The sequence below is a fragment of the Granulibacter bethesdensis genome (assembly GCF_001889545.1).
Lineage (GTDB): Bacteria > Pseudomonadota > Alphaproteobacteria > Acetobacterales > Acetobacteraceae > Granulibacter > Granulibacter bethesdensis_B.
Map to the genome: position 1 here is coordinate 1,638,821 of NZ_CP018194.1, position 25,296 is coordinate 1,664,116.

The 25,296-nt window shown below is 59.2% G+C and carries 25 protein-coding genes; 15 read left to right on the top strand and 10 right to left on the bottom strand.

Annotation, left to right across the window (positions count from 1 at the left end; genetic code table 11):
* Positions 1-113 precede the first annotated feature (113 nt).
* The 10 genes from secD (at position 114) to GbCGDNIH8_RS07565 (ending at position 8,731) form a co-directional block, all read left to right on the top strand.
* A complete protein-coding gene (gene secD / locus GbCGDNIH8_RS07520) occupies positions 114-1,637 on the top strand; it encodes a protein translocase subunit SecD (protein ID WP_072573731.1) in 1,524 nt (507 codons plus the stop codon).
* A 28-nt stretch (positions 1,638-1,665) separates the two neighbouring features.
* A complete protein-coding gene (gene secF / locus GbCGDNIH8_RS07525; RefSeq protein WP_072572716.1) occupies positions 1,666-2,622 on the top strand; it encodes a protein translocase subunit SecF in 957 nt (318 codons plus the stop codon).
* A 6-nt stretch (positions 2,623-2,628) separates the two neighbouring features.
* Positions 2,629-3,090 (top strand): GtrA family protein, encoded by a 462-nt coding sequence (locus tag GbCGDNIH8_RS07530; protein WP_253735983.1) that lies wholly within the window; start codon positions 2,629-2,631, stop codon positions 3,088-3,090.
* Positions 3,090-3,920 carry a penicillin-insensitive murein endopeptidase gene (gene mepA, locus GbCGDNIH8_RS07535; RefSeq protein WP_072572718.1) on the top strand — a complete coding sequence of 277 codons (831 nt, stop codon included), beginning with the start codon at positions 3,090-3,092 and terminating at the stop codon, positions 3,918-3,920. The genes GbCGDNIH8_RS07530 and mepA overlap by 1 nt, the downstream gene beginning before the upstream one ends.
* A complete protein-coding gene (locus GbCGDNIH8_RS07540; protein ID WP_072572719.1) occupies positions 3,917-4,663 on the top strand; it encodes a glycosyltransferase family 2 protein in 747 nt (248 codons plus the stop codon). The genes mepA and GbCGDNIH8_RS07540 overlap by 4 nt, the downstream gene beginning before the upstream one ends.
* 130 nt (positions 4,664-4,793) lie before the next feature.
* Positions 4,794-5,162, top strand: coding sequence for a hypothetical protein (locus tag GbCGDNIH8_RS07545; protein WP_157692578.1), 369 nt, complete (start codon positions 4,794-4,796; stop codon positions 5,160-5,162).
* A 103-nt stretch (positions 5,163-5,265) separates the two neighbouring features.
* Positions 5,266-6,408: an ABC transporter permease gene (locus GbCGDNIH8_RS07550; RefSeq protein WP_072572721.1), complete on the top strand. Its 1,143-nt coding sequence runs from the start codon at positions 5,266-5,268 to the stop codon at positions 6,406-6,408.
* Between the two features lie 43 nt (positions 6,409-6,451).
* Entirely contained in the window at positions 6,452-7,192 is a 741-nt protein-coding gene (locus GbCGDNIH8_RS07555; protein ID WP_072572722.1) for an ABC transporter ATP-binding protein, read from the top strand.
* A gap of 4 nt (positions 7,193-7,196) precedes the next feature.
* Positions 7,197-8,168 carry an MlaD family protein gene (locus GbCGDNIH8_RS07560; protein ID WP_072572723.1) on the top strand — a complete coding sequence of 324 codons (972 nt, stop codon included), beginning with the start codon at positions 7,197-7,199 and terminating at the stop codon, positions 8,166-8,168.
* Complete coding sequence (locus GbCGDNIH8_RS07565; protein WP_072572724.1) at positions 8,165-8,731, top strand: PqiC family protein; 567 nt, start codon at positions 8,165-8,167, stop codon at positions 8,729-8,731. Before GbCGDNIH8_RS07560 ends, GbCGDNIH8_RS07565 begins: the two co-directional genes overlap by 4 nt.
* A gap of 13 nt (positions 8,732-8,744) precedes the next feature.
* Here the strand turns inward: GbCGDNIH8_RS07565 and GbCGDNIH8_RS07570 are convergent, their stop codons facing one another.
* Entirely contained in the window at positions 8,745-10,310 is a 1,566-nt protein-coding gene (locus tag GbCGDNIH8_RS07570) for an efflux transporter outer membrane subunit (protein WP_072572725.1), read from the bottom strand.
* Between the two features lie 188 nt (positions 10,311-10,498).
* Here GbCGDNIH8_RS07570 and GbCGDNIH8_RS07575 point away from each other — a divergent pair, with 188 nt between their 5' ends.
* The 4 genes from GbCGDNIH8_RS07575 (at position 10,499) to GbCGDNIH8_RS07590 (ending at position 13,552) form a co-directional block, all read left to right on the top strand.
* Positions 10,499-11,113 (top strand): TetR/AcrR family transcriptional regulator, encoded by a 615-nt coding sequence (locus GbCGDNIH8_RS07575; protein WP_072572726.1) that lies wholly within the window; start codon positions 10,499-10,501, stop codon positions 11,111-11,113.
* Between the two features lie 99 nt (positions 11,114-11,212).
* Complete coding sequence (locus GbCGDNIH8_RS07580) at positions 11,213-11,539, top strand: DUF3649 domain-containing protein (RefSeq protein ID WP_072572727.1); 327 nt, start codon at positions 11,213-11,215, stop codon at positions 11,537-11,539.
* Complete coding sequence (locus tag GbCGDNIH8_RS07585) at positions 11,536-13,176, top strand: PepSY-associated TM helix domain-containing protein (protein WP_072572728.1); 1,641 nt, start codon at positions 11,536-11,538, stop codon at positions 13,174-13,176. Before GbCGDNIH8_RS07580 ends, GbCGDNIH8_RS07585 begins: the two co-directional genes overlap by 4 nt.
* Before the next feature lie 7 nt (positions 13,177-13,183).
* A complete protein-coding gene (locus GbCGDNIH8_RS07590) occupies positions 13,184-13,552 on the top strand; it encodes a DUF3325 domain-containing protein (protein ID WP_072572729.1) in 369 nt (122 codons plus the stop codon).
* On the opposite strand, the gene GbCGDNIH8_RS07595 is transcribed toward GbCGDNIH8_RS07590, so the two are convergent.
* The 5 genes from GbCGDNIH8_RS07595 to GbCGDNIH8_RS07615 all read right to left on the bottom strand — a co-directional run bounded on the left by GbCGDNIH8_RS07595 (position 13,489) and on the right by GbCGDNIH8_RS07615 (position 19,092).
* Entirely contained in the window at positions 13,489-14,715 is a 1,227-nt protein-coding gene (locus GbCGDNIH8_RS07595; protein WP_072572730.1) for a YbfB/YjiJ family MFS transporter, read from the bottom strand. The genes GbCGDNIH8_RS07590 and GbCGDNIH8_RS07595 overlap by 64 nt on opposite strands.
* Positions 14,716-14,912: 197 nt before the next feature.
* Complete coding sequence (locus GbCGDNIH8_RS07600) at positions 14,913-15,809, bottom strand: DnaJ C-terminal domain-containing protein (protein ID WP_072572731.1); 897 nt, start codon at positions 15,807-15,809, stop codon at positions 14,913-14,915.
* A gap of 101 nt (positions 15,810-15,910) precedes the next feature.
* On the bottom strand, positions 15,911-16,375 hold the full coding sequence (locus GbCGDNIH8_RS07605; protein ID WP_072572732.1) for a DUF2147 domain-containing protein: 465 nt from the start codon (positions 16,373-16,375) through the stop codon (positions 15,911-15,913).
* 84 nt (positions 16,376-16,459) lie between these two features.
* Positions 16,460-18,001 (bottom strand): ArnT family glycosyltransferase, encoded by a 1,542-nt coding sequence (locus tag GbCGDNIH8_RS07610; protein WP_157692579.1) that lies wholly within the window; start codon positions 17,999-18,001, stop codon positions 16,460-16,462.
* Entirely contained in the window at positions 17,956-19,092 is a 1,137-nt protein-coding gene (locus GbCGDNIH8_RS07615; RefSeq protein ID WP_072573732.1) for a glycosyltransferase, read from the bottom strand. The genes GbCGDNIH8_RS07610 and GbCGDNIH8_RS07615 overlap by 46 nt, the downstream gene beginning before the upstream one ends.
* A gap of 204 nt (positions 19,093-19,296) precedes the next feature.
* Between GbCGDNIH8_RS07615 and GbCGDNIH8_RS07620 the strand changes: the two genes are divergently transcribed.
* A complete protein-coding gene (locus GbCGDNIH8_RS07620) occupies positions 19,297-20,640 on the top strand; it encodes a beta strand repeat-containing protein (protein WP_157692580.1) in 1,344 nt (447 codons plus the stop codon).
* Between the two features lie 86 nt (positions 20,641-20,726).
* Here GbCGDNIH8_RS07620 and rodA read toward each other — a convergent pair whose 3' ends face one another.
* Genes rodA through mreC form a run of 4 tightly spaced genes read right to left on the bottom strand, consistent with a single transcriptional unit; the run spans position 20,727 to position 25,234 of the window.
* Positions 20,727-21,896: a rod shape-determining protein RodA gene (gene rodA / locus GbCGDNIH8_RS07625; RefSeq protein WP_072572735.1), complete on the bottom strand. Its 1,170-nt coding sequence runs from the start codon at positions 21,894-21,896 to the stop codon at positions 20,727-20,729.
* A complete protein-coding gene (gene mrdA, locus GbCGDNIH8_RS07630; protein WP_072572736.1) occupies positions 21,896-23,749 on the bottom strand; it encodes a penicillin-binding protein 2 in 1,854 nt (617 codons plus the stop codon). Before mrdA ends, rodA begins: the two co-directional genes overlap by 1 nt.
* The gene (locus tag GbCGDNIH8_RS07635; protein WP_081368902.1) at positions 23,746-24,321 is read right to left on the bottom strand and encodes a hypothetical protein; all 576 of its coding nucleotides are present in this window, start codon (positions 24,319-24,321) and stop codon (positions 23,746-23,748) included. The genes mrdA and GbCGDNIH8_RS07635 overlap by 4 nt, the downstream gene beginning before the upstream one ends.
* A gap of 16 nt (positions 24,322-24,337) precedes the next feature.
* Positions 24,338-25,234 carry a rod shape-determining protein MreC gene (mreC, locus tag GbCGDNIH8_RS07640; RefSeq protein ID WP_081368903.1) on the bottom strand — a complete coding sequence of 299 codons (897 nt, stop codon included), beginning with the start codon at positions 25,232-25,234 and terminating at the stop codon, positions 24,338-24,340.
* Between the last annotated feature and the right edge of the window lie 62 nt (positions 25,235-25,296).

Consider the following 25,296-nt stretch of genomic DNA (forward strand, 5'->3'; position numbering starts at 1 on the left):
AAATGGTTTCCTAACCGCATAAAACCGCGGCCCCACCGCCGGAGGAACGTTCTGCCGTGCTGTATTTCAGCCGTCTGAAAACCACGACGATCTATATTGTCTGCCTGCTTGGCATGCTGCTCTGCCTGCCGAATCTGATGGCACGCCCGGCTGCATGGCTGCCCTGGCGGACTGTCCATCTCGGCCTCGATCTGCGCGGAGGCAGCTATCTGCTGATGCAGATCGACATGAAAGCCGTGGTCAGGGAGCGGCTGGAGTCGCTGTCCGACACGGCGCGGCAGGCGATGCGCAATGCCCATATTTTCTATACCGGTCTGAAGGCGGAACCGGATGCCAACCGCATCGTCCTGAGTCCCCGTGATCCTGCCCAGTTGAACGCCGCCGTCGCGGCTCTCGCCAAGGCGGTCGAGAATGAGGTCTCCGCCAGCGGGGTCAGAGAGGTCGAGGTCAAGGCTCTGGAGGGCGCGCAAGCCGGTCAGATCGCGCTGATCCTGCCCGAGGCCGCGCTGCATGACCGTGCGACGGCTGCGGTGCAGCAGTCGATTGAAATCGTCCGCCGCCGTATCGACCAGACCGGTGTCGTTGATCCCAACATCGCCCGTCAGGGTGAGGACCGGATCGTCGTGCAGCTTCCCGGTGTGGATGATCCGCAGCGGATCAAGGATCTGCTCGGCACCACCGCGAAAATGACTTTCCATATGGTCGATGCGTCCGCCACCCCTGCTGCGGTACCGCCGGATGACATCGCACTGCCGGAGGAAGGCACCGCACAGAAGCTGGTCGTCAAACGGCGGGCGGATGTGGATGGTGCCGATCTGACCGATGCCCGCCCTGTGCCGAACCAGCAGCGTGCCGGTGCATGGTCGGTCAGCTTCACCTTCAATGGTGTAGGCGCACGGAAGGTAGCGGACATCACCGCAGCCCATCAGGGCGAGCGTTTCGCCATCGTGCTGGATAACCGCATCATCAGCGCACCGGTCATTCAGTCCGTGATTCCGGATGGACGCGGCGAGATCACCGGCAATTTCACGGCCAAAACCGCGCAGGATCTGGCGGTGCTGCTACGCGCCGGCGCGCTGCCCGCCCCGCTTTCCGTGGTGGAGGAGCGCAGTGTCGGGCCGGAGCTGGGGGCCGACAGTATCCGCGCTGGAGCCTATTCCCTCGCGGCTGGCTTCGTACTGGTGATCCTGTTCATGGGTATGTTCTATGGCCTGTTCGGCTGGATGGCGAACCTCGCGCTGCTCATGAACCTGATCATGCTGCTGGGGGCACTCTCACTGCTGGAGGCGACCCTGACCCTGCCCGGCATGGCGGGTATCCTGCTGACGCTGGGTATGGCGGTGGATGCCAATATCCTGATCAATGAGCGTATCCGCGAGGAAACCAAAGCAGGCCGTCCACCCGTTGCAGCGATGGAAGCCGGGTTCAAGCGGGCCTGGGCCACCGTGCTGGACAGCAACATGACCGCGCTGCTGGCCCATGTCATGCTGTTCGTATTCGGCACCGGCCCGGTGCGTGGCTTTGCGGTGACGATCACCGTCGGCATTGCCACCACGCTGTTCACCAATTTCATGCTGGCACGGCTGTTGATGGTGAAGTGGTTCGCCCGCAACCGTCCCGCTGAACTGCCCGTCTGACGCGCCGGATCGGAAAGGAAACAGAGAGATGTTCATACGTCCGATGCTGCGCATGGTGCCGGATGGCACCCGCATCCGCTTCATGAAGGGCCGGTTTGCTGGTCTGGCGACCTCTGCCGTGCTGTCCCTGCTCTCCATTGTTCTGTTCTTTCATCCCGGGCTGAACGAGGGCATCGACTTCCGCGGTGGCATCGTGATCGAGGCCCGCACCCAGGGACCAGCCGACTTCGACAAAATCCGCGTGGCCCTCACCGCCGCCCATCTGGAAGCCGCCGGGGTGCAGCGTTTCGGGGCCGAGGATGATGTGCTGATCCGCCTGGACTCCCAGCCGAACGAGGCAGCCACCCAGCAGGCCGCCAACACAGTACGCGAAAGCCTCGCCAAGGCACTGCCCGGCACCAAGGTAATGCGGGTGGATGTCGTGGGGGCCAGTGTCTCGCGGGAGCTGTTCCGTGACGGTATGCTGGCGCTGGGCGTCAGCCTGCTGATGATCCTCGCCTATATCTGGGTCCGCTTCGAATGGGAGTTCGCAGTCGGCGCGGTGGTCACGCTGGTGCTGGACGTGACCAAGGCGGTCGGGTTTCTGGCGCTGACCCGGATCGAGTTCAACTTCGTCATCATCGCCGCGATCCTGACCATTATCGGCTACTCCACCAACGACAAGGTGGTGGTGTATGACCGCGTGCGCGAAAACCTCCGCAAATACCGCACCATGCCCTTACGGGAGCTGATCGACCTCTCCATCAACGAGACGCTGAACCGCACCCTCGGCACCTCCATGACGGTGTTTCTGGCCAGCCTGCCGCTGGCGCTGTTCGGCGGAGAATCCCTGTCCGGCTTTGCATGGACGATGCTGTTCGGGATCGTGGTTGGCACCTCTTCCTCGATCTTCATCGCGGCACCGATCCTGCTGCTGCTGGGTGAGCACCGCCTGCGTCGTGATACCGTTGCTCCCCCGGGCGCTCAAAAAACGGCCAGAGGCTGACGGGCTTTGTCCGGTTCCACGCCACCCCCCATGCGGCTCCCCTTGCCCGGCCCGATTGCAGCATTGCTGACCCCGGCCAGAATGCAGTTCCTGCGTTTTGGCATGGTGGGCGTGATGGGGTTTATGGTCGATACTGCGACCGTCTATGCCTCCCGTCATTGGCTTGGACTGTATTGGGCTGGAATCCTCGCTTATTGCGTGGCGGCCAGCGCCAACTGGCTGGTCAACCGGATATGGACTTTTCGAAACCATGCCGCGACTGATGGCAAGCATGCCCATGCCGGAAAGCAATGGGTCAAATTTCTGGCCGCCAATCTGGTGGGGGCGGTGCTTAATCGGGGCACCTATATGCTGCTGATCACCATTGTGCCGTTTTGTGCCGCGCATCCGGTGGTTCCGCTGGCCGCCGGAGCAATCATGGGACTGGGCGTGAATTACGAACTCTCCCGTCGCGTGGTGTTCCGCTGATGCCGGGAAGCAAGCTGCTGGCAGGCATCCTGGCGCTTCTTTCATGCTCCGGCATTGCCGTGTCAGGGCCGGTTCTGGCCCAGCGGGTGCAGATTATCGGGCCTGCCAGCAATGGCTGCATCGCAGGGGCTCAGCGGCTGCCCGATGAGGGGCCGGGCTGGCAGACCATCCGCCGGGACCGCAGTTCCTTCTGGTCCGCTCCGGTGACGATCAACGGGGTCGAGACGCTGGCCGCGCGCCTGCATGCGCAGGGGCTGCCGGATCTGTATGTCGGTGATATGTCCGCGCCACATGGCGGCAGGCTGCCAGGCGGCCATGGCAGCCATCAGAACGGGCTGGATGTCGATCTGTATCTCGATCTCGCCCCTCGCCCTGCGCTGAGTCCGGACGAACGTAACGTTCTGGAACCGCCCTCCATGGTCTCAGCCGATGGCAACAATCTCAGCCCGGCCTGGACGCAGGATACGGTGACGCTGCTTCATATGGCCGCAACCCTGCCGGATGTGGATCGGGTGCTGGTCAATCCGGTGATCAAGCGCGCACTATGCGAACAGGTCAGCGGCGACCGAAGCTGGCTGCGACTGATCCGTCCGTGGTGGGGGCACAAAGCCCATATGCATGTTCGCTTCAAATGTCCGGCAGGTCAGACGCTGTGTGTGCAGGCCCCGCCGCCGCCTGCGGGGGATGGGTGTGATGCCACGCTGGCATGGTGGTTCCAGCCTCATCCTGCTCCACCGGCAGCACCGCCCCGGCCTCCACTGGCTCCCCCTGCCGCCTGCCAGGCCATTCTGGCTGGCGATACCCATTCTGCTCCGGAAACCAGGCCATGAGTGTGTCGCCGCCGCTGGTCTCGATCGTTATTGCCGCGCTGAATGAGGAAGCCACCATCGACAAGGTCTGTGACGAATTGATCGACACGCTTGACGGGTTCATCCCGTTCGAGGTGGTAGTGGTGGATGATGGCAGCACCGATCAGACGCCTATACGCCTGTCCATGCTGCGCACACGACATTCGGCCCTGCGTGTGATCCGGCATCCGCAACGTTGCGGCAAAACCGCCGCCCTGTTTACCGGGGTGGAAGCGGCCAAGGGATCATGGATCGTCACCATGGACGGGGACGGGCAGAACGATCCTCGCGACGTGCCGGCAATGATCGCCGCACTGCGCAGTGAGGGCAATCGCTCCCGGACAGGAAAAGCGCCTCTGGTGGCAGGGATTCGCCGCAATCGCATCGATACACAATCCCGCCGTCATGCCTCCCGGCTTGCGAACGGCATCCGCGCCCGTCTGTTGCGGGATGACTGTCCCGACACAGGGTGCGGCGTGAAAGCGTTCCGCCGGGAGGATTTCCTCCGCATGCCCGCTTTCGAGGGTATGCACCGCTTCATGCCTGCCCTGTTCCGCAGTTATGGCCATGCCGTTGTGCTGCAAACCATCAATGATCGTGCCAGGCTGGCCGGACAGTCCAAATATACCAATTTCGGACGTCTGGTGGTCGGGATCAGGGATACGCTGGGCGTGATGTGGCTGCGCAACCGGATAAGACTGTCGCAGGACAGTCGGGAAGTCTGAGAGTCCGACAGCACGCCACCCCCATGTCATACGGTCAGATAACACAGGTGTTGCTGCTAATTCATTTCGTTTGCTTACTATTTTATGCGATGAGAAGTCCGTTGCATTTTCAACGATGGATGTGATCATCATGAGCCAATCTTCTGGCCGCCTCCGCCTTATTGCTGGAAGCCTTTTGATGGGCGGTGCACTGGCTGGCTGTGCCGATCACTGGATCAAGCCCGGTGCAAGCCAGCAGGAATACCAATACACAATGGCCCAGTGTAAGGCCGAGGGCTACACGTATATGCCAGCCAATGCTGTGCCGTATCAGGTTACCAATGGGTATTATTCAAGTGCAGGCATTGACTGCAAAAAAACCAGCAGCGGTGGCAATGATTGCAGGCAGAAGCAGGTTTACAATCCGCCGATCTGGGGAACCCGTGATGCCAATGAAGATGGTCGTACAGCGGTCATCCGGGCCTGCATGATGCGCAGCGGATGGACGCTTCAGGAATAAAAGCGCTTTATTCTTATCGTTGAGTCATTTTTTGCGCCGTCAGTGAAACGTCTCACTGGCGGCGCTCTTGCATCATGGCCGTGGATCATTTCCCCTAGCCCTTATGGGAATCGACCAGACCAGTTCCTCCATCCTGCCGCCTGCATGGACCATGGCCAGTAAAGGCATGGTGGCAACACTGAGCCTGTCGGGTGAATGGACTGTCGCATCAGGTGGACTGAACGCCCGGCCGGTCGAGGCAGTGCCAGGCGGCACGGAACGATTGCTGATCGACGTTTCCGCGTTGCAGCGCTGGGATTCCGCGCTGATCTCCTTTCTTTGGTCGCTGGAGCAGCGATGCAGCGCCAGCGGAATCGCGCTGGATAACAGCACGCTGCCGCATTCTGCCCGCGGCCTGCTCGCCTTGCTGCCGGAGCATCCACAGCCACCAGCCCCCGCACCGGCGAGGCATTTTGCGCCGGTTCAGGCCATCGGCGCCTCCACCCTCTCCATGCTGACAGAATGCGGCACCGTGACAGAGCTGGGCGTGGAAACCCTGTGCGATGCAGGGGCCACCCTGTTTGGCGGACATGGCATGCGTTGGCGCGATCTCCTGCGCGATGTCAGCGATGCCGGACCTTCCGCTTTGCTGATCGTGGGCATCGTGAATTTTCTGATGGGGTCCATCCTCGCTTTTGTCGGCGCGGTGCAATTGCGCAAATTCGCCGCGGATATTTACGTCGCCAATCTGGTAGGGCTCGCCTCGGTCCGCGAAATGTCGGCGGTGATGACAGCCATCATCATGGCGGGACGTACCGGCGGAGCCTATGCCGCGCGCATTGCCACCATGACCGGAAATGAAGAAATCGACGCGCTGCGCGTGTTCGGAATCCCGGTCTCACGCTATCTGCTGCTGCCCTCCATCGCGGCGCTGGTACTGACCATGCCCATTCTCTATCTGTATGCCTGCCTGATCAGCCTTGTCGGAGGCTACATCGTCTCACAGGGGATGCTGGATGTGACCATGGTCGGTTTCTGGAATCATTTGTTCGGCTCAGTCCATATCGACCAGTTCATATTCGGCTTTGTCAAAACCATCGCCTTTGCCATGCTGATCGGACTGGTCAGTTGCCGGATCGGTCTTAAGGCCGGACGCAGCGCCGCCGATGTGGGTGTGGCCGCAACCCGCGCCGTGGTCAGCGGAATCGTCGGCGTCATCGCGCTGGATTCCATGTTTGCCGTGCTGGCCACCATCATCGGGATTTAAATTTTTGGAACCAGCGGATCCTTCTGACAACGCCCTGCTCGGCATGCGAGACGTCACGCTGGGATTCGGCCCGAAGATCATTCAGCGCAACCTGTCTTTCGATGTGCGTAAAGGATCGATCTTCGCCGTGATGGGTGGCTCTGGCTGCGGCAAGAGCACCGTGCTGAAAAGCATGGTCGGATTGCTGCGCCCCAAAGCAGGCCAGGTCTATGTGGAAGGGCATGACTACTGGGGTGGCACCGACGCCGACCGCACCGCAACCGGCCGCCGTTTCGGTGTACTGTTCCAGAGCGCGGCGTTATGGAGTTCCATGACCGTCGGCGAAAATGTCGCCCTGCCGCTGGAGATGTTTACGAAACTGACGCCCCGCCAAATCCGTTCGCTGGTGGAATTGAAGCTTGGTCTGGTCGGAATGTCCCACGCGATCGATCTGATGCCGTCTGAACTGAGCGGCGGCATGCGCAAGCGCGCAGGGCTGGCCCGTGCTCTGGCGCTTGATCCCGATATCCTGTTCTTCGATGAGCCCTCCGCCGGGCTGGATCCGATCACTTCGGCCCGGCTGGATGATCTGATCATGACGCTGCGGGATGGTCTGGGGGCCACGATCGTCATCGTCAGCCATGAACTGCCGAGCCTTTTCGCCATCGCCGATGACGGCGTGTTTCTGGATGCGCATACCAGGACCACGATCGCCCATGGTGCGCCACGCGACCTGCGGGATCATTGCGACGATCCGCGCGTGCGTGCCTTCATGAACCGCGATGCCCTGAACACGGAGAGCTGACCGCATGGTCAATCGTCAAACCGCCGTTGGTGCTTTCGTCATAGGCGGAATTATTCTTGGTGCCGCCGCGCTGATGACATTCGGGCATTTCCGTTTCTTCTCACAGAATATCCGCGCCGCCGTGGTGTTTCAGGGATCAATCAGCGGTCTTGCCGTCGGTGCGCCGGTGACGTTTCGCGGTGTGCGGGTGGGTGCCGTGGAAAGCATTGCCATCACCTTCGACCAGGAAGATCAGGCCGCCTACATTCCTGTGGTGATCGATCTTGATCCCGATCAGGTGACGGTGGTGGAAAGCCAGCATGAGAAAAACAGCCAGCTCGATCTGAAACGACTGATCGCCCATGGTCTGCGCGCGCAGTTGAACATACAGAGTTTTGTGACCGGTCAGTCCAACGTCAATCTGGATTTCAACCCGTCTTCTCCCGCACTGCTGCATCCGCGTCTTACCCACCTCACGGAAATTCCTGTCAAACCCTCTGCTATTCAGAAAATGAAGGATATGCTGGCTGATCTGCCGCTCAAGGAAATTGCGGGAAGCGCCAGGGCTGTGATGGAAAATATCCGCATCCTGTCGCAACGTCTGGATGATGATCTGCCACCGTTGCTGGCCAGCATCCGTATATCCTCCGAACATTCACAGAAAACATTGGATGTGGCTACAGAGACCATGAAGGAGCTTCAGAAAAACCTGTCCTCCACGATCACCAATCTGAATACGCTTCTGGTGAACGGCAACAGGCAGCTCGATGCCCGCAGCGCCGATGCGCATATCGCCTTGCTGAATATTGCCCGCACTGCCCAGCGGGCCACCTCCACGCTCGATAATCTTCGCTCCATGACCGCGGCAGGATCGGAAAGCCGCCTCAATCTGGATGATGCACTCCGTGACATTGCCGCCGCCGCCGCCGCCCTGCGTGGCTTTGCCAGCGATGTGGAGCGCAATCCGCAACTCCTGCTGACCGGACGGAAACAATGAGACATCCTTCAGTTCTCGCTCTCTCCGCCCTGCTGCTGTTCGCAGGCTGCGCGGCCCCAGCCCTGCGCATCTATACGCTGAGTGCGCAGGAATCCCGTGCTCCGGCGGCTGCATCCGTCCCTGCCACGCAGATCATCGAACTGTCGCGGGTACAGGTGCCCGATTATCTCGACACGCAGGACATTATCCTGAGACATGGCCAGGAACTCCATCGCAGCAGCAATGGCCGCTGGGCGACCAGATTGTCGCTGGGTATCACCGCCGCCATCGGCGACCGTCTGGCAGCAAACTGGCCGGATGCCCAGATCGTGCAGGGACCACAAAGCCAGCCACCGGATATCCGCATCCAGATCGCCGTGACACGCTTCGATGTCGGCGAGGATGGTCAGGCCCTGCTGGAAGCAAGCTGGACCACCACCCGTATCGGCAGCAAGCGTCCACCGGAACGGGACAGGACGGTCATCACCGGCTCAGGACCAGTCAAAACCAATGATGATGTTGCCCGGCTGATGCGCAGCATGCTGCTGCAACTGGCTGACCGGATTGTCCGACCCGCCACGTAAGCAGGAAGCCCGTTTATTCCGCCTTTGCAGGCCAATATGTTTTGACAACCGGTGCCGGTGCCGGGACAGGCGCATCATTCTCCCATCCGCCGCCAAGCGCCTTGTAAAGCTGCACAAGATTGGTGGAAATCGCGGCATCGCTATCGGCCAGATCACGCTCCGCCGCCAGCAACTGACGCTCGGCATTCAGCACATCCAGAAACATGACCAGCCCGTTGCGATATGCATTCTGTGCCAGTCCTACGGCACGGCGATCGGCATCCACACTCTGGCGCAGGGCTTCGTTGCGGCGCTGCTCGTCCTCATAGGCGGCCATGGCATTGCTGACATCGTGGAAAGCCTGCAACACCGTCTTGCGATAGGCAATGGCAGCCTCTTTCTGCTGCTGGGTCGCCATATCCAGATTGGCCTTGAGACGCCCACCCTCAAAAATGGGCAACGTGATCATCGGGCCGATGCCATATGTGTTCGATCCCCAGTTGCCCATATCGGCAAAGGTGAGCGCGCTCATCATCAGATTGGCGTTGATGATCACACGCGGCAGGAAACTGGCCTCTGCCACACCGATATTGGCGGTGGCCTCGTGCAGGGTTGCCTCGGCCTGCCGGACATCGGGACGGCGGCGGACCAGATCAGATGGCAGCCCGACCGGGACGCGTGGTGGCACGGGTGGCACCGGACGCGGCACGATCAGCTCCCCCGACAAAGCCTGAGGAGCCTGCCCGAGCAACAGGCTCAGCGCATTGATCAGGGCGGTCTGCTGCGTTTCCAGCGCCGGCAAGGCCGATTCCGTCAGAGCCAGCTGGGCGCGGGCATTCTGCACATCCAGATCAGATCCCAGCCCACCAACCTGGCGCTGCTGGGCCAGATGCAGGTTCTGCCGCGCAACATCGGCATTACGGCGCACAATGTCGATATCCGCCTGCACATTGCGCAAGCGCATATAATCCAGCGCGACCTCCGCCATGGCGCTGACCAAAGTGGCACGCCGTGCTTCCTGATTCTGCTGAAGCTGTGCTTCCCCGGCCTCGACATGCCGCCGCACACGGCCCCAGAGATCAATTTCCCAACTGGCATCAATACCGTAGCGGAAATAGTCGATCGGAGGCACTTCAATCTTCTGTCCGGATTCCGCAAGCAGCCCGTTCAGTCCCGCCTTTCCCAACCCTACCTGCACAGCACGATCACTGATCGGCTTGAGCCGTTGATAGGAAGCAGCCCCGTTGAAGGATGGAAACAGGGCGGCACGGGTGCCACCCAATTGCGCCCGGCTTTCAGCCAGACGAACGGTTGCGGTCTGCACATCCAGATTATTGGCTGCGACCCGCTGCTCCAGCGAGGTCAGCACGGGATCGTTGAAACTGGCCCACCAACTGGCTTCCGTCGGTTCAGGGACGACATGGCTAGCAATGGGCTTTGCCTCAACATGCCCGGCACGCGATACCCATGGCTTTGCCGCTTCATCCTGCCGGGGCGGTACAAAGGTTGGCCCCATCTTGCAGCCGGCCAGAGCCAGAACAATGAGCGTGGAACCGGAGAAAGAAATCCGGCGTGCTGTCTTCTGCAACCAGAACGGCATGAAAAATCCTTATCAGGCAGGCCACCGGAAGCCGAAACATCATTCTGGATAGCGACAACACCACCAGGTTGACCGACCGGTTCGGTCATTTTCTTTTGACAAATTAATCAGGACAGGCAAATCGTCAATTGCATGGTCAGCGTCCCTGCTGCCCGGCACGATCCTGTGTGGGGGTACGACTTGTTATCATGAGTGTTCTGGAGTGTCTGTCGACGGAGAAACGCAGCCAGATCCTGGCCGGAGCGGCAAAGGTCTTTGCCGAGGAAGGCTATGAGGGGGCCAGCATGTCCCGCATCGCGCATGAAGCCTCCGTCTCCAAGGGCACGCTTTATAACCATTTCCAGAACAAGGCGGATCTTTTTTCCGTCTATGTGCAGAATGCCTGCTCCACCTATCTCAGCCATGTTTTTTCCAACGTGAAGGAAGATGGCGCGCCGGAGGAGGTTCTTCTTTCGGTCGCGGATCGCATGCTCACCATGATGACAGACCCGGCCTGCATAGTGATCTACCGGGTGGTCATGGCGGAAGCGGCAAAATTTCCAAATGTCGCGCAGACCTTCTATCAGGCAGGCCCTGCCGAGGCGATCAAGCGCCTGACACTATGGCTGACAGGGGCTGCCGCTGATGGCCGCCTGATGGTGGAAGATCCGCAATTTGCCGCCGAGCAGTTCCTTGCCCTTGTTCAAACCCGCACCGGGCTGCGGCGGCGTCTGTGTCTGGACCATGATGTTGACCCGGCATTCCGGGACTATGTCGTCAGGGAAACGGTTCGCATGTTCCTCAATCGCTATGCCCCTGCCTGATAGGCCCTCATAACCTTTAGATGTTGCGAAATATTCGCAACTTTACTAAGCGACTGACCTCGGCCGCCATCATGCGGCCAGACAGGGAAGGTTGATGATATGCAGGGACGCAGATGGGGGGTTTTCTCCCGCATCATGGCGGCCATGATCGGTGGATATTGTGCGACACTCGCCATCAATGCCGCCCTGGCCGTGCTGCTGCCCGTGCCTCGTGCCGAAGCCGTCATTATTGCGGCCATGCTGTCCTTTCCGGTTTTTGCCGGTGTGATCATCTGGGTTTTCGCGACGCGCAGCGCCAGCCGCGCCTGGGCGGGCCTGGTGCTGGTAACACTGCCCTGCGCCGCACTTGGTTACTGGTCCGCAACACATCCCGCGCCTCCTTCCACCCTGCATTCTGACGGCGGCACGAAAGGGCAACACCCATGAAAAAGGGGTTCGTGCAGTCCATGACCTGGCTGCATAGCTGGAGCGGGCTGGTATTTGGCTGGCTGCTGTTCGCGGTGTTTCTGTGCGGCACACTGACGATTTTCGACAAGGAAATCAGCCAGTGGATGCGGCCGGAGCTTCCCCCTATCGCCATGGATACGGAAACGGCAGCCAAAGCCAGCTCCCTCTATCTACAGACACAGGGGCTGCTTGATCAGGCCATGCGGGAGGTCACTGGCCACGCGCCGACAACCACCGCCAATACGGCAAAGCCACGCACCGGAACCAACCGGCATGGAGTTCGCCGCTGGCTGATCACTCTTCCCACCCGTCGCGTGCCGGAACTGCGTGTGGCAGCATCCGGTCCTCGCCGCGAGGGCACGCTGATTGATCAGGTCACCGGCGCGCCCCTTCATGTCAGGCAAAGTCAGGGAGGAGCGTTCTTCTTCCTTTTCCACTTCACCCTGTTCGCCGACCGGACCGGCGAATGGTTCGTGGGGGCTGCCGCCATGGCCATGCTCGCCGCCATTGTCAGCGGCGTGATCATCCACTTCAAGCGGTTGCTGAAGGATATTTTCACCTTCCGCCCTGCTTCCTCCCCACAGCGTTCATGGCTGGATGCCCATGCCGCCGGGGCCGTGCTGGCACTGCCTTTCCACACCATGTTCGCCTATACCGGGCTGTTCATCCTGTTCACCCAGTTGATGCCCAGCGGAATCATCGCCCGCTATCCCGGTCAGATGGCGCGTTTTGCCGAGGAAGCAGGGATTGCTCCCTATGTCCGACCAGCAACCGGCGTGGCCGCCCCGCTGCTGCCGCTGGATGTTTTCGTTCGCAAGGCGGAAGCCCGTATGGGGTCGGGCAGCGCCGGTTATATCGCGATCCTCAATCCGGGAGACCGGGCGCAGACGGTCGAGATCTATCGCTATGACGGTGACCGCGTGGCATGGAGCCGTGATCACATCGCCTATGACGGCACCACCGGAGACATGCTGCATGAGGTGATCATGCAGGGTGGGGTCTCCACTACGGCGCATACTCTCTGGGGGCTGCATTATGCCCAGTTCGGAGGTCGGCCGGTTCACTGGCTGTATTTCCTCAGCGGGCTGGCCAGTTGCGGGATGATCGCCAGCGGGCTGGTGCTGTTCACGATCAAGCGGCGGCAGCGACATGAGACTGATCCTGTGGCCCATGCGCTTTTTCTGGCCGCTGAAAAATTGAACGTCACCTTCGTTGCCGGGATCAGCATCGCCTGCGTGGCCTATTTATGGGCCAACCGGCTGCTGCCACCCGATCTACCGGGACATGATCAGGCGGAAATCAAAATCTTCTTCGGCAGTTGGCTGCTGACTCTGTTGCATCCGCTGTTCCGTTCGCCTCGCCGGGCCTGGCTGGAGCAGCTTTCTCTGCTGGCGGCGCTGCTGCTGCTGCTGCCCTTTCTGAACATGGCCACGACACAAACCGGCCTGACACACAGCCTGCTTGATCACGGTGCGGGACGGGATTGGGCACGGGCAGGCGTTGATCTGACCGGTTTCGTGCTCGGGCTGGCCGCAAGCTGGGCCGTCTGGAAAATCACGGTGCATCGTCCAAAAGTCACTCGTTCCGGTCGTTCGGCGGTCACGGCAGGAGCCTGAAGAACCCATGATGCCTTCCCTTGCTCTGCTGGCCGCTTTTCTGATCACTTTCGCTGCTTTTACCGCCATCGCATGGAGCATGGAGCGGCATAAGCGGCAAATGGCACCCTCGATCCCTTTGAAAAAAAAGGAGAGGCCGGACTGGCGTGACCAGATTGGCAGACTCGCCGGATGGATCGGACTGGTGGTGGCCTTGATACTCTGCGCCACCGGGTTTGGCTGGGCCGCGGGGCCGGTTGCATGGTTTGGCGTACTGACATTGGCCGCCATCACGCTGGCATTGATTCTGGCGTATCGTCCTGTGGCAACCCGTCAGGCCGCTGGTATGGCTTCCTTGCTGGCCGCGTTGCTCTGTGCAGCATCCCTGCTGTCCTGATCCATCGCCAGACGCCGCTTTTCCCAGATCATCGGCTCCAGCATCGAAAGCAGCGCCGACAGCGCAAGCCACGCCCCCGCCACGGCCAGAGAGGGCAGAAACGAATGCGTGTACTGGTAAAGCGTCCCTGCCATATAAGGGCCAACCACCTGCCCCACCGCATATCCAGCCGTGAGCATCGCCACCAGAGACGGATCATGATAGCGGTTTTTGGCTGCATCCATGCTCAGCATCACGCCCAGCATCATGGTTGATCCGACCATCACGCTGCTCAATGCCAGCCCGGCCAGAGAAGGCAGGAAAACCGGAATCACAATCCCGACCGCCTCACACAGATAGACCACCACCAGAGTACGCGCATGATGCCTGGGCGGCACAAATCCGCACAGGATGGTGGACAACCCGGCCATCAACCCCATGACAGGCCAGAGCAACTGATCCAGCCCGCCGCCCGGCAGAACCTCCCGCGCGATCAGCGGCAGAAAGGTCGCTGGCACGATATAGCAGGCCCCTGAAATTCCATAGGCAACCGCCAGCATCGCCTTCGGAAGCCGGAATTGCGGACCACTCACGGGGGTGAAAACATGGAGCGGCGTGGCAATAGGGGGATGAGCGGCCATACTCTCCCGCCATGACGCCGCCAGCACCAGCGCACCACCAAAAGCAGCCAGTATTCCCAGCCAGAACCAGATCCCCGCGACCCTCATTCCCTGTCCGGCCATCATGGGCACCAACAGGCCGGTGACCATGATGCCAAAGCCGGGACCGCTGAAAACAATGCCACGCCAGTGACCATGACCGGAGGCTACGAGACGCCGCATACTCCAATGCGTGATACCGACCAGCCCCCATGCGCTGGCTACACCGGACAGAAAACGCAACCCCTGCCACGCCGGATGATATCCGGTCATCCCCATGCCGATCAGACCCAGCGCGGTCAGCGTCATCCCCCATAACAGCATGGGACGGCTACGTTCCCCCGCTGCCATACCGCTGAGCGCACCAACCAGATAACCGGCGAGGTTGACCGTCGCCAGCAATGAGCCGCCATGGACCGTAACGCTCCCCTCCCGGATCATCAGGGGCAGGATCGCGGTATAAGCGAACCGGCCAAACCCCATGATCAGGATGAAACCCAGCATACCGGCCAATGCCGTCATCATGGCCTGCCCTCCGGGCTTCCCTCGGGCGTTCCGCCGGGCATTTCCTGGGGCAGCAGCAATAGTCACACGAGGAGAAGTCATTGGCTGCTCCAGTTTCATAAGCCTGCTTATGAAACTAGGCACGTGACAGCAGGGACAAAAGCCTTCTTGTCGCGACAGCGATGCAACGCAGCCTCGTTGATGGTGCAGACAAAGCCTCAGGCCGCATCACGCAACAGGGCCTGCCGCGGATTGGCCTCCGATTTTTCCGGCTGATGATCGCGCAGGAATGCCTCCAGCGCCGGATCAACCGTACCGAGAACCAGACGCAGCGTGACGATCGCATCCCCGGCCGCCTTGCCGCCATGGGCCGGAACACCGCGTCCCCGCAGGCGGAGCTTGGTGCCGCTATCGCTATGCGGCGGAACCGTGACTGTTACAGGCCCACGCGGCGTCGGCACCTCGATTTTTGCGCCCAACACAGCCTCCGCATAGGTAATCGGTACATCCAGATGGATGGTCTGCTCCTCCCGCCGATAAACGGGGTGCGGTGCGACAGATAATTCAATCAGCACATCTCCCGCCGGACCGCCTGCACGGCCGGGTGCCCCCTGTCCACGCAGACGCAGCACCTGACCGCTTTCCGCACCGGGGGGAATCTGAAGGTCAATCACCTTACCATCCGGCATCGTGATGCGCTTTTTAGGCACGCCATTGACCGCTTCCAGAAAGCTGATCGTCATCTGATAATGGGCCGACTGTCCCTTTGCAGGGCCACGCGGACGGCCACCATTGAACAGATCGCCGAAGAGATCGGCAAAATCCTGCCCCTCGAACGGATTGCCCTGCTGGCCCTGAGCAGAACGGGAGTATCCATATGCAGGGCCACGCTCCTGTCCGGTGGCATCAATCTCGCCACGATCATAGCGGGCGCGCTTGTCCGCATCCGACAGCAGGGCATGGGCTGCAGAGATATCCTTGAACTTCGCCTCTGCCACCGTATCACCCGGATTCACATCCGGATGGTATTTCTTGGCAAGCCGACGATATGCATCCCGAATGTCCTTCGCGGATGCGTCTTTCTTGACACCCAGCGTCTCATATGGATCAGCCACGCAGTCTGCTCCCTCAACCCTTCACCGGGTTCTGATATCGGTATCGTGATGAGTTTTGACGAGAGGGTCACGATACCTTTCCTCTGCCAGTCCTCGCAGATCTACTCCGCTTTGGCCGTGCGTTGCATCAGGCAATCCGCGCGCAAACTGCCATGATAGCGGGTCCAGCTCTGTGTCTCTCCGAACAGCGATATGCCGATATAGCCGCGCACCCGCAAATTTCCATCCGGCCCGATCCACAGGGATACGCTGTACCAGCTTCCCTTGCGGGGATCGAGAATCTTGCCCGGCCAGCGCCCGTCTGCATCGCGGGGACCCGTTTCGATGATGATCTCGCCACATTGCGGGCGCCCCCAGACATCCACCGGCATCGGATCATCCGGATGATCAAGGGTGATGCCCGCGATACGACCGCATAGCCCAGCTTGACCCGACCTGTCGTTATGGGGCTTGCACTGCACCAGTTCGATCACCGCTTCCCGATCCTGTGTAAGCCATGTACCCAGTAACGGATCAGGCTCCGCGCTCCATCCCCGACATGGAGGCAGCAGAATGAATGCGGCCATGAGAGCGCCCTGCACCAACCGAGATGGTATGTGATTGAGACAAAATGCTGACAGCATGCGGATCATACCCTCTCGCTGCGATGCTCAGGGCTGGCGTGGCAACAGGGTCGCTGCCCCCAGCGGTCGGGCACGGTAGAGATGATAAGTCTCGATCACCCGCCCATCGTGCTGCCTCACCACATCCCCCAGACTCTGAAGATCAGCCCAGTCCCCCGGATCGGGAGGCTCCTTCCGCCTTGCTGTCTCAATCAGCAGGACCGATGCGCCATCCGCTTTGACGTGGGGTAGACGAAACAGGCGCCAGCGAGGTTCCATACCCCATGCCTGCACATCAATTGGTAAATATACAGCCAATTCAGAGGCAAGATCGTAATTATCAGCGACCACTGCTTTTATGCCGTTTGCTCTGGCCAGTTCCGCCGCTTTCTGCGCCATGGCTTGCCACCCGCCCATGCGAGAGGCTGCCGGGTCCAGTTTCGGCGGCAATGGCAGAAGCATCAGGGTCGCCTGCATATAGATAAGTGCGGTGATCCCCAGCCCCAGTACGCCAGCAACACGAAACCATCGCCAGCCCGGCAGCAATCCAGCCGCCGCCAGACAGGCAGCAGGATAAAGCAGAGCTGGCCAGTTGGCCTGCACCCTGTCACCCAGCGCATGTTCCAGAAAAATGGCTCCCGGCAGAGTCAGCGCCGCCAGCAGCGCCGCCGTCGCCAGTTCAGCAGGCTCCACCTGTCTCCGCTGCCGTAACCAGATGCGAAAAGCCAGACCGACCCCAGCGGCGCAGAGCAGAAAAACACCCGGCGTTGCCAGCCCGGCCTGTCCCCCGAGCAGTTCCCCCAGATAGCGGAAAGTCCAGTGAAAGGCTCCATTACGGCCGCCCTGCTTGATGAAACTGGCCCAGCCATGATGCGCATTCCACAGGATCACCGGGGAGAACAGCACCACCGCCACCATCAACCCGGCCCATGGCTGCCAATGTCTGATCCAACGGAGCGACGCTTTCTGATCCAGCAGCCATAGCCCCATCCCTGCGATCGGCAGGGCTGCCGTATATTTGCTCAGCAACCCGCACCCTGCAGCCAGCCCTGCCAGCAGCCACCATCCTCCCCGCCCCGTCCCCTCTCGCGAGGAGGCCACGATGCGCCCGAGAGCAAACAGCAGCAACACACAAAAAAACAGCAGAGGGGTATCCGGTGTCATGATCACCGAACCTGCCCCCAGAAACAGCGTGGCGTTCAGCAGCAGCGCTGCTTTCAGCCCGGCCGTGCGGGAGGCAAACAGGTCTGTCCCGGCCTTGACCAGTAATATGGACCCGAGCGCCGCCGATACCGGCCCCAGCAGTCGTACACCCAACGGAAGCCATGCCGCCCCATCAGGCAGCAGAGTAGTGCCAATCCTTATCCACCACGCCACCATGGGTGGATGGTCCAGATAGGACAGATCCAGGGCACGCGACCATATCCAGTAATAGGCCTCATCCGGCGATAACGGCATCCATGCCGCTACCACCAGCCTCACCAGGGTCAAGACCGTCAGAGCGGCGATCCATGGCACTCCTGCCGGCCACCTCGCCTGCTCCATCAGCGCGCACGCCAGATCAGGGTGGCAGAGACGGTATAATTCCACACCAGCCCGATCATGGCACCTGTCGCACCGGCAAAGCTCCAGGCACGATCCATTTCATAGATCATCTGGGCAATGCCGATATTGGCGGCTGCCCCCAACCCGCACACCAGGAAAAACATAAAGCGGCCAGCCCACAGACGCCTGCCCCTCAAGCGTTGATCCGCATAGGTGATGCGATTATTAAGCTCGAAATTCACTGCCATGGCGACAATCGTGGCCAGAAGCTGGGCCAGATGAAAATGCATGAGCGGCCTGACGGTCAGCAGTACCGCCAGATGCACCACAAGCCCAATGGCTCCCACCCCCGCAAAGGAAAGAAAACGCAGCGGCACCACCCCGTGCAGGGCCTTGTCGACCAGCAAGGCCATGAACTGGATCAGAACCAGCGCATTCAGCTTGCTCTCTCCTGCTACACGATCCCGAAAACGGCATGGCACCTCCCTTACCCGCAGAGGTTGCGGCGAGGCCAGCAGCAGATCGAGCAAAATCTTGAAACCCTGCCCGGTCAGACGCGGGGCCAGAGCCTCAAACCGGTCTTGCCGCATCATAAAAAAACCGCTCATTGGATCAGAGAGCGGGACCGGCAGCATCGCCTGCGCCAGCCTTGTTCCACCCTGTGACAGACGATGCCGCCATTCTCCCGCCAATCCGGATGCATCGCCCCCTTCAACATGGCGGCTACCGACCGCTATATCGCAGGCACCACTCCTCAGCAGGCCCAGCATCGGACGAAGGGCCGTTTCATCATGTTGCAGATCACCATCCATCACAGCCACAAACGGGGAAGAGCACGCCAATACGCCCTCAATAACCGCTGAGGACAGCCCCCGGCGACCTACCCGTTTGATACAGCGCACACGCTGGTCATGCCTTGCCAGATCACGGGCCGCATCTGCCGTGCCATCAGGGCTGTTATCATCGACGAACAAAACCTCCCACCGGCAATCCTTCAGGGCCTGATCCAGCTTTGCGACCATGGGTGCGACGTTTGCCAGCTCGTTATAGCAGGGAACGATGACTGTCAGTTCAACGCCATCTCGTCTGACTGGATCGGAACAGGAGTTTGAGAGTAAGGGAGCAGGTTCAACCATACCCAGGGCATACAGCAAGGCAAGGTCAGTCGGAAGAGAGGCAGGTTAAAAAGCGATCAGTTACATTAATAAAATTAATTATTAATGTAAATTAATAGTATTAATGAATAATTATATAATTAAAAATGATATAGTCAAATAATGCTAGATTTTTGATTTTTTTTTAGATAGTTATGTATTGATAGAGAGTCAGGAATTTTAAAAATGGCTTCAAATGTAACTGTTCCCGGGGGCAATACCCCTCTGTCGACAGTGAGCCTGGATTACAACCGCAATCTTGCGCCTGTTGCGACGCAATTGTTGAGTTCTATCTATGCAGCTGAGGCAAATAATACCCTTCAAGCAGTAGACAATCCGACTGCATCACCAACAGTCGAATCAAGCAACGCTATTGCTCTTATTACCTCGAGTATGTCGTCTGTGCCGACTGGATTTTCCAGTATGATTATTGGCGCAACTTCCCAGCCCGGCGTCACCAGTAATATTGTTGTTAATAATACTAATACAGTTTCCAATCAGGCCGTGATTTTCGGCACTGCGGGTGGCTATCTTGAGACGGGCACAGGTCAGGGAACTATTCTGGGTTCTCTCGGCGCCAATACCATTATGGGCACGGGTGGTAACTGGACTATTCAGACAGATGGCAGCACCCCATCCATCGGCGGAAGCTATATCAAAGGTCAGACAAGCAACGTCGTCCTGAATGCTCTTGGTGCTGATACCTATATTGGTGGCACGGGCAGTGCCACCTTGGCAGCATTTTCAGGCGGTTCACTTTTCTTTGGTGGTAAGGCAGGAACAAAAACCGTATTCTCTAACAACTCGCGTGCTGGCAGCGGCGATGCAACCTATGTTGGTGCAGCTGGCAACAGCACTGTTTATGCCAATAACGTCAACGGCTCGTATATATTCCAATCTGGGTCAATGGCTTTTGTCAGCGGCTCGGGAAGCAATACAATGTTCGGCGGGTCTGGCACGGCAACGTTGTTTGCAGGGACCGGTAACAACACTTTTGTTCTCGGCAGTGGCCAGACACAGTTTATGGCAACCGGAGGAAATCAAGTTATTTTTGGTGGTGAAGCCCAAAATGCATATTTCAGCAATAATGCATTCATTAACCTGATTGGTAACAATACAGGTGGCAACCAGTTGATCGCTCTTGGCGGCAACAATACGCTTTCAACCGCATTCTCAAGCAGTAACAATATCCTGCAGGCCGGTAGCGGAAATGACCAGCTGTTCAGCGGTTCCGGCAACGACACCTTCATCTCGGGCGCTGGTGGTGCGTCCACCATGTTTGGCGGTGGCGGAAAGGACGTTTTCGTTCTCTCCAAGGGTATGCAGGGTGCCACGATCTGGGAATTCAATTCCTCTTCCTTGCTGTCATTGAATGGCTGGGGGGTTGATGCTGAAAACGCGGCTGTCACCAATCAGGCTTCAATAGATGTTGGTGGCCTTGCCAGCACCCGCCTTACACTGAATGACAATACAACTATCACATTGGTTGGTGTAAACCATTTGAATTCAGGTCAGGTTTTCAATTCCTGAATTTAATTCTAATTCTGTTCTTTTCTACATTTTATAATGGCACTGCCTATTAATTTGGGCAGTGCCTTTTTCTTACTGTCATGCTGCTACATAAACCGTGGAGTAGGCAGAAATTCATCCCTGTTATCTTCAAACTCAACATCACGATGGACATGGACTGATATCAGCAGTCCGAACCCAAGCATCGCGCACAGCATCGCGGAACCGCCATGCGATACCAGTGGCAACGGCACCCCTCCGACCGGGATCGCGCCCATGACCATTGCGACATTGACCACGATATACATGAAAAAATTGACCGATAATCCCAAAGCCAGCAACCGCCCGAACTGGTGACGGCAGCGGATAGCAGTTGCCATGCCACTCAACACGATCAGACACAGGAGACCAAGCAGAGCGGCACCACCCATAAAGCCGAACTGTTCCGAAAATACTGTAAAGATAAAGTCAGTCTGCTTTTCCGGCAGCAGAGCAAGATTGCCCCTGGTGCCATCCAGAATGCCTTGTCCCCACATACCACCTGAACCAAGACCGATTTTTGACTGGATAATGTTATAGCCAGCCCCCAACGGATCGCTTTCGGGGTTCAGGAAGGTGATGATGCGCTGGCGCTGATACTCATGCAGGTGATGATACGCAAAAGGTGCGATACCAGCCGCCGCCCCAAGAATCAGGGCAAATTTCCACAGCCTCACCCCTGCCGTCATAAAAACAGAGCCACCCACGATAGCCGTGATCACAGCGGTCCCGAGATTCGGCTCCTTCAGGATGAGGGCTGCCGGAGCAAGCACCGCAAGGGTAGGGACGATCAGAAACATGGGCCGCCCCACCTGCTCCCATGACGCCTTGCGGAACCAGGAAGCAAGGGCGAGGACCAGAAACAACTTCATCAGCTCACTGGGCTGAAGCTGCAATGGCCCCAACTCGATCCATCTTTGGGCACCTTTGCCGATATGCCCCATACGGGCCACCAGTACCAGCAATCCCAAAGCAAAAAAATAGGCAGGCCACGCGAAACGGCAGATAATACGGATATCCGTCATCGCAATGGCCAGCATCATCACCATACCTATTGCAAAACGGATCAAATGCTTGTCGGCATAAGGCCCAGCCCCGCCCCCCGCAGCATAAAGGGCGATATATCCCGCCCCGGCCAACAGGCAGAGCAACAACACAAAAAACCAGTTGATCCGCCAGAGTTTATTGACGAACGCTGCTGAACGGTCATTCAGCAGGCGGCGCTCATAAACCCCCATTATCCTTTCTCCGCGATTGTCTGGTCAGGTTTTTTATTGGCCGGATCGCGTGAAAGCACATCCATCATGATATCCCTCGCCACCGGAGCAGCAGCCTGGGCACCTGCATTGCCATGCTCCACCACGACCGCCAATGCATACTGAGGATCATCATAAGGCGCATATGCGACGAACAGCGCATGCGGCCTGAATTCCCATGGCAGATTCTCTGATTTAAAATTCCCGCGCTCACGCAATTCACGGGAAACGCGACGGACCTGCGTAGAGCCAGTTTTACCAGCCATCTGCACCGGCAGAGGAAGGCGTGCCAGTGGCGCGGTACCATGCTGCTCATTCACGACCGCGAACATTCCCCCCCGCACCGCTTTCAGGGCAGCCTGAGAAATATCGAGCGCCGGCCAATCCTCGGGTCTGGTGCCGCTTCCTATCGTACCACCGACACTTCTGGTCAGATGAGGCTGCACAGCCCGACCGGTGGCGAGACGAGCCGTATAAGTCGCCAGTTGCAGAGGCGTTACCTGAATATAGCCCTGCCCGATCCCGGCCACGATGGTATCACCGACATTCCAGGGATGTCCTTTTCCTGCCCGCCATGCACGGGTGGGAATCAGTCCTCGCTTGGCATTTGGCAGCTCGATCCCCAGCTCAACTCCCAAACCCATCCGATTTGCCACATTGGCAATACGGTCCATCCCGACCCGACGCGCGACCTCATAAAAATAGACATCACACGAAAACTTCAGTGCCTGATGCATATCGACCGAGCCATGGCCATATTTGGACCAGCAATGGAAGCGTGCCGTCCCGACATCAATATAGCCGGGGCAGAATACCCGGTCTCCAGCCCCGATAAGCTGGGACTCCATACCCGCCATCGCCACACACATCTTGAAGGTCGATCCGGGCGAGTAGATCCCGGCCACCGCCTTGTTGATCAACGGCGCACGGCGGTTGCGGGTCCATTCCTTCCATTGGTCCTGAGAAACGCCATGATCGAAGAGGGATGGATCAAAGGAAGGATTGGTGGCCATGGCCAGCACCTCCCCGTTTTTCGCATCCAGCACCACGGCACTGGCACTTTCATCCCCCAGGCGCGCTATGACAGAGCGTTGTAATTCAGCGTCAATCGTAAGGCCGATCTCGCTGCCGGGCATGCCTTCCTGCCGGTCCAGTTCCCGGATCACACGTCCGACGGCACTGACTTCCAACTGCATCGCCCCGGCACGACCACGAAGCGACTGATCGTGAAATTTCTCTAGCCCGGCCCGGCCAATCCGCACCCCCGGCAAAGCGAGGATCGGATCATCACCCATATCGTGCTCGCTGGGTGGGGCAACATATCCGACGACATGCGCCAGCGTCTCACCGTAGGGGTAAACGCGGGTCGTGCCGACATCAATCGCAATCCCGGGCAGATCAGGCGCATTCACCTCAATCAGCGCCATTTCTTCCCAGCTGAGGTAGTCCTTGATAACAACAGGGATAAAGCGGCGATGACGACGTATATCGCGGGCTATGCGGGCGCGGTCATGATCATCCAGTGGGATCAGCCGGTGGAAATTATCCAGTGTGGCATCCGGATCTTCGGTTTCCTCCGTCACCAGCGTCGCCAGCCAATGCAGCCTGTTGGTGGCAACCGGCCTGCCGAAACGATCCAGCATATGACCACGCGGAGGCGCGATCAGGCGCTCGCTGATGTGGTTGGTTTTGGCCAGCAGCGCATAGCGTTGCCCCTGTACGACCTGCACCTGATACAGCTTGGCCGCAAGCGTGCCGATCACACCGACCTGCAGCCCGGCCAGGGCCAAAGCCCGTCGCGTAAAGACGCCGCTGCGTTTGATTTCCCGCTTCATACCGGATCCGGGTCCGTGATACCGCGATGGGCGCGGGTAAAGAGAACCGCCAGAGCGGGATAAAACCCGATGCTAAGCGTTGCGAGCAACAGGGCGGGCCCGGGCGGCATCATGGTGAGGGTCAGAAGTGACTGCATAAACCAGATTACCGCAGTGCAGAGGCTGGCGACCAGAGCATAAGCCAGCCAGACGATCATAAAGCCCTGCTGGCTCAGTCCCCGTCGCAGACGCAGGGCCATTGCCTGTGCCGCCAGCAGAGCGAGTTCAGAAACACCGATCGAAAACTGTCCCAGCAGATCGGCCAGAACCCCGATCAGAAACACGGCCAGAGGCGGCATAGCCCGGGGACGGAACAGGGACCAGAAAAATACACAGGCCAGCATCGTAGCAGGAGGCAGTTCCGCCTGCGCGGGAAGTCCGAGCGGCCCATTCAGCGTCACCAGCAGAAGGATCGTTGTAGCCACCGGCAGACTGCTTCGCGCCGCATGGTCAAGACGCCGGAACATGGTCTGCCTGGGCGTAATGGGATTGAGCCGCCGGGCCACACGATCCAGTGGCGTTTCTACGGGCATGATGGCCCCAAGCCGGTTAATGCACCCGGGCGGAGGATTTCTGGCGCGGCTCCACCCGCGTCACCTTCGCATCCGGTGGCAGGATACCATGCAGGCCGTAATCGAAAATACGCACCGCCTCCAGCCTCGACAGGTCGGCAAAGGGCTGTACTTCGGGCACATGATTGGCATTGTAGTGAACGATCCCGACAGGCAGATTGGCCGGAAAAGCATTGGCTTCGGCGCTCGTCACCACCCGCTCCCCCTCCATCGGCTGTGCATTGTCAGGATAATAGAGCAGACGTGGCCTTGTACCATTGGTGCCAACCAGAATAGCGCGGGCCTGACTTTTATCCAGAGAAACCGGTATCCGGCTGTTCATATCGGTGATCAGCAGAATACGCGCACTTCTGTTACCAACCTCATTCACGCGTCCGACAAGACCGCGATCATCCAGAGCAATTTCACCTTTCCGTACGAATCCTCCGCCACCAGACGCATGCGGTCCGGTTGATAGAAGCACGGAGCGTGCGTAAATACCGCCGGCATCAGCGACAACCCTTGCCGTCACATAGGGGGCGGGTGGATCCGGCAGCCAGTGAAGCTGTGCCTTGAGCATGGCGTTTTCGTCATCCAGCGCCAATGCTACCGCCTGCCACCGGCGCAAGCGCTGATTTTCCTCACGCAGCACGGCATTGTCCTGGGACAGGGTGGTCACATGCCGCACATTGTCAAAAACTGTACGGATAGCACTGATCGGCGCATCAAGCGCGGCATAGATCGGAGCCAGAAGATCCGCCGCTGTCGTACGGGCCTGCTCTGCCAGCCTGACATCAACCTTGCCAAGCAGCATCAGGGCAAAAGCGGCAGCCATCAACACCGGCAAAGTCAGCCGCGCCAGAGCCTGCCGGACGGGAACGGATAAACGGATCAAGCCTACGCTCGCTCCTCACAATCGCGCGGGTATAAGCCGTGCCTCGGCTGATACAGAAAGGG

Excerpts from the sequence above, each read along its gene's own strand:
- GbCGDNIH8_RS07620 (WP_157692580.1), top strand. The coding sequence starts at position 19,297 with ATGGCTTCAAATGTAACTGTTCCCGGGGGCAATACCCCTCTGTCGACA.
- mrdA (WP_072572736.1), bottom strand. The coding sequence starts at position 23,749 with ATGAAGCGGGAAATCAAACGCAGCGGCGTCTTTACGCGACGGGCTTTG.
- rodA (WP_072572735.1), bottom strand. The coding sequence starts at position 21,896 with ATGGGGGTTTATGAGCGCCGCCTGCTGAATGACCGTTCAGCAGCGTTC.
- GbCGDNIH8_RS07550 (WP_072572721.1), top strand. The coding sequence starts at position 5,266 with ATGGGAATCGACCAGACCAGTTCCTCCATCCTGCCGCCTGCATGGACC.
- secF (WP_072572716.1), top strand. The coding sequence starts at position 1,666 with ATGTTCATACGTCCGATGCTGCGCATGGTGCCGGATGGCACCCGCATC.
- GbCGDNIH8_RS07560 (WP_072572723.1), top strand. The coding sequence starts at position 7,197 with ATGGTCAATCGTCAAACCGCCGTTGGTGCTTTCGTCATAGGCGGAATT.
- GbCGDNIH8_RS07590 (WP_072572729.1), top strand. The coding sequence starts at position 13,184 with ATGATGCCTTCCCTTGCTCTGCTGGCCGCTTTTCTGATCACTTTCGCT.
- GbCGDNIH8_RS07555 (WP_072572722.1), top strand. The coding sequence starts at position 6,452 with ATGCGAGACGTCACGCTGGGATTCGGCCCGAAGATCATTCAGCGCAAC.
- GbCGDNIH8_RS07545 (WP_157692578.1), top strand. The coding sequence starts at position 4,794 with ATGAGCCAATCTTCTGGCCGCCTCCGCCTTATTGCTGGAAGCCTTTTG.
- GbCGDNIH8_RS07565 (WP_072572724.1), top strand. The coding sequence starts at position 8,165 with ATGAGACATCCTTCAGTTCTCGCTCTCTCCGCCCTGCTGCTGTTCGCA.
- secD (WP_072573731.1), top strand. The coding sequence starts at position 114 with ATGCTGCTCTGCCTGCCGAATCTGATGGCACGCCCGGCTGCATGGCTG.
- GbCGDNIH8_RS07580 (WP_072572727.1), top strand. The coding sequence starts at position 11,213 with ATGCAGGGACGCAGATGGGGGGTTTTCTCCCGCATCATGGCGGCCATG.
- GbCGDNIH8_RS07585 (WP_072572728.1), top strand. The coding sequence starts at position 11,536 with ATGAAAAAGGGGTTCGTGCAGTCCATGACCTGGCTGCATAGCTGGAGC.
- GbCGDNIH8_RS07605 (WP_072572732.1), bottom strand. The coding sequence starts at position 16,375 with ATGGCCGCATTCATTCTGCTGCCTCCATGTCGGGGATGGAGCGCGGAG.
- GbCGDNIH8_RS07595 (WP_072572730.1), bottom strand. The coding sequence starts at position 14,715 with ATGATGACGGCATTGGCCGGTATGCTGGGTTTCATCCTGATCATGGGG.
- GbCGDNIH8_RS07635 (WP_081368902.1), bottom strand. The coding sequence starts at position 24,321 with ATGCCCGTAGAAACGCCACTGGATCGTGTGGCCCGGCGGCTCAATCCC.
- mepA (WP_072572718.1), top strand. The coding sequence starts at position 3,090 with ATGCCGGGAAGCAAGCTGCTGGCAGGCATCCTGGCGCTTCTTTCATGC.
- GbCGDNIH8_RS07575 (WP_072572726.1), top strand. The coding sequence starts at position 10,499 with ATGAGTGTTCTGGAGTGTCTGTCGACGGAGAAACGCAGCCAGATCCTG.
- GbCGDNIH8_RS07570 (WP_072572725.1), bottom strand. The coding sequence starts at position 10,310 with ATGCCGTTCTGGTTGCAGAAGACAGCACGCCGGATTTCTTTCTCCGGT.
- GbCGDNIH8_RS07615 (WP_072573732.1), bottom strand. The coding sequence starts at position 19,092 with ATGGTTGAACCTGCTCCCTTACTCTCAAACTCCTGTTCCGATCCAGTC.
- GbCGDNIH8_RS07540 (WP_072572719.1), top strand. The coding sequence starts at position 3,917 with ATGAGTGTGTCGCCGCCGCTGGTCTCGATCGTTATTGCCGCGCTGAAT.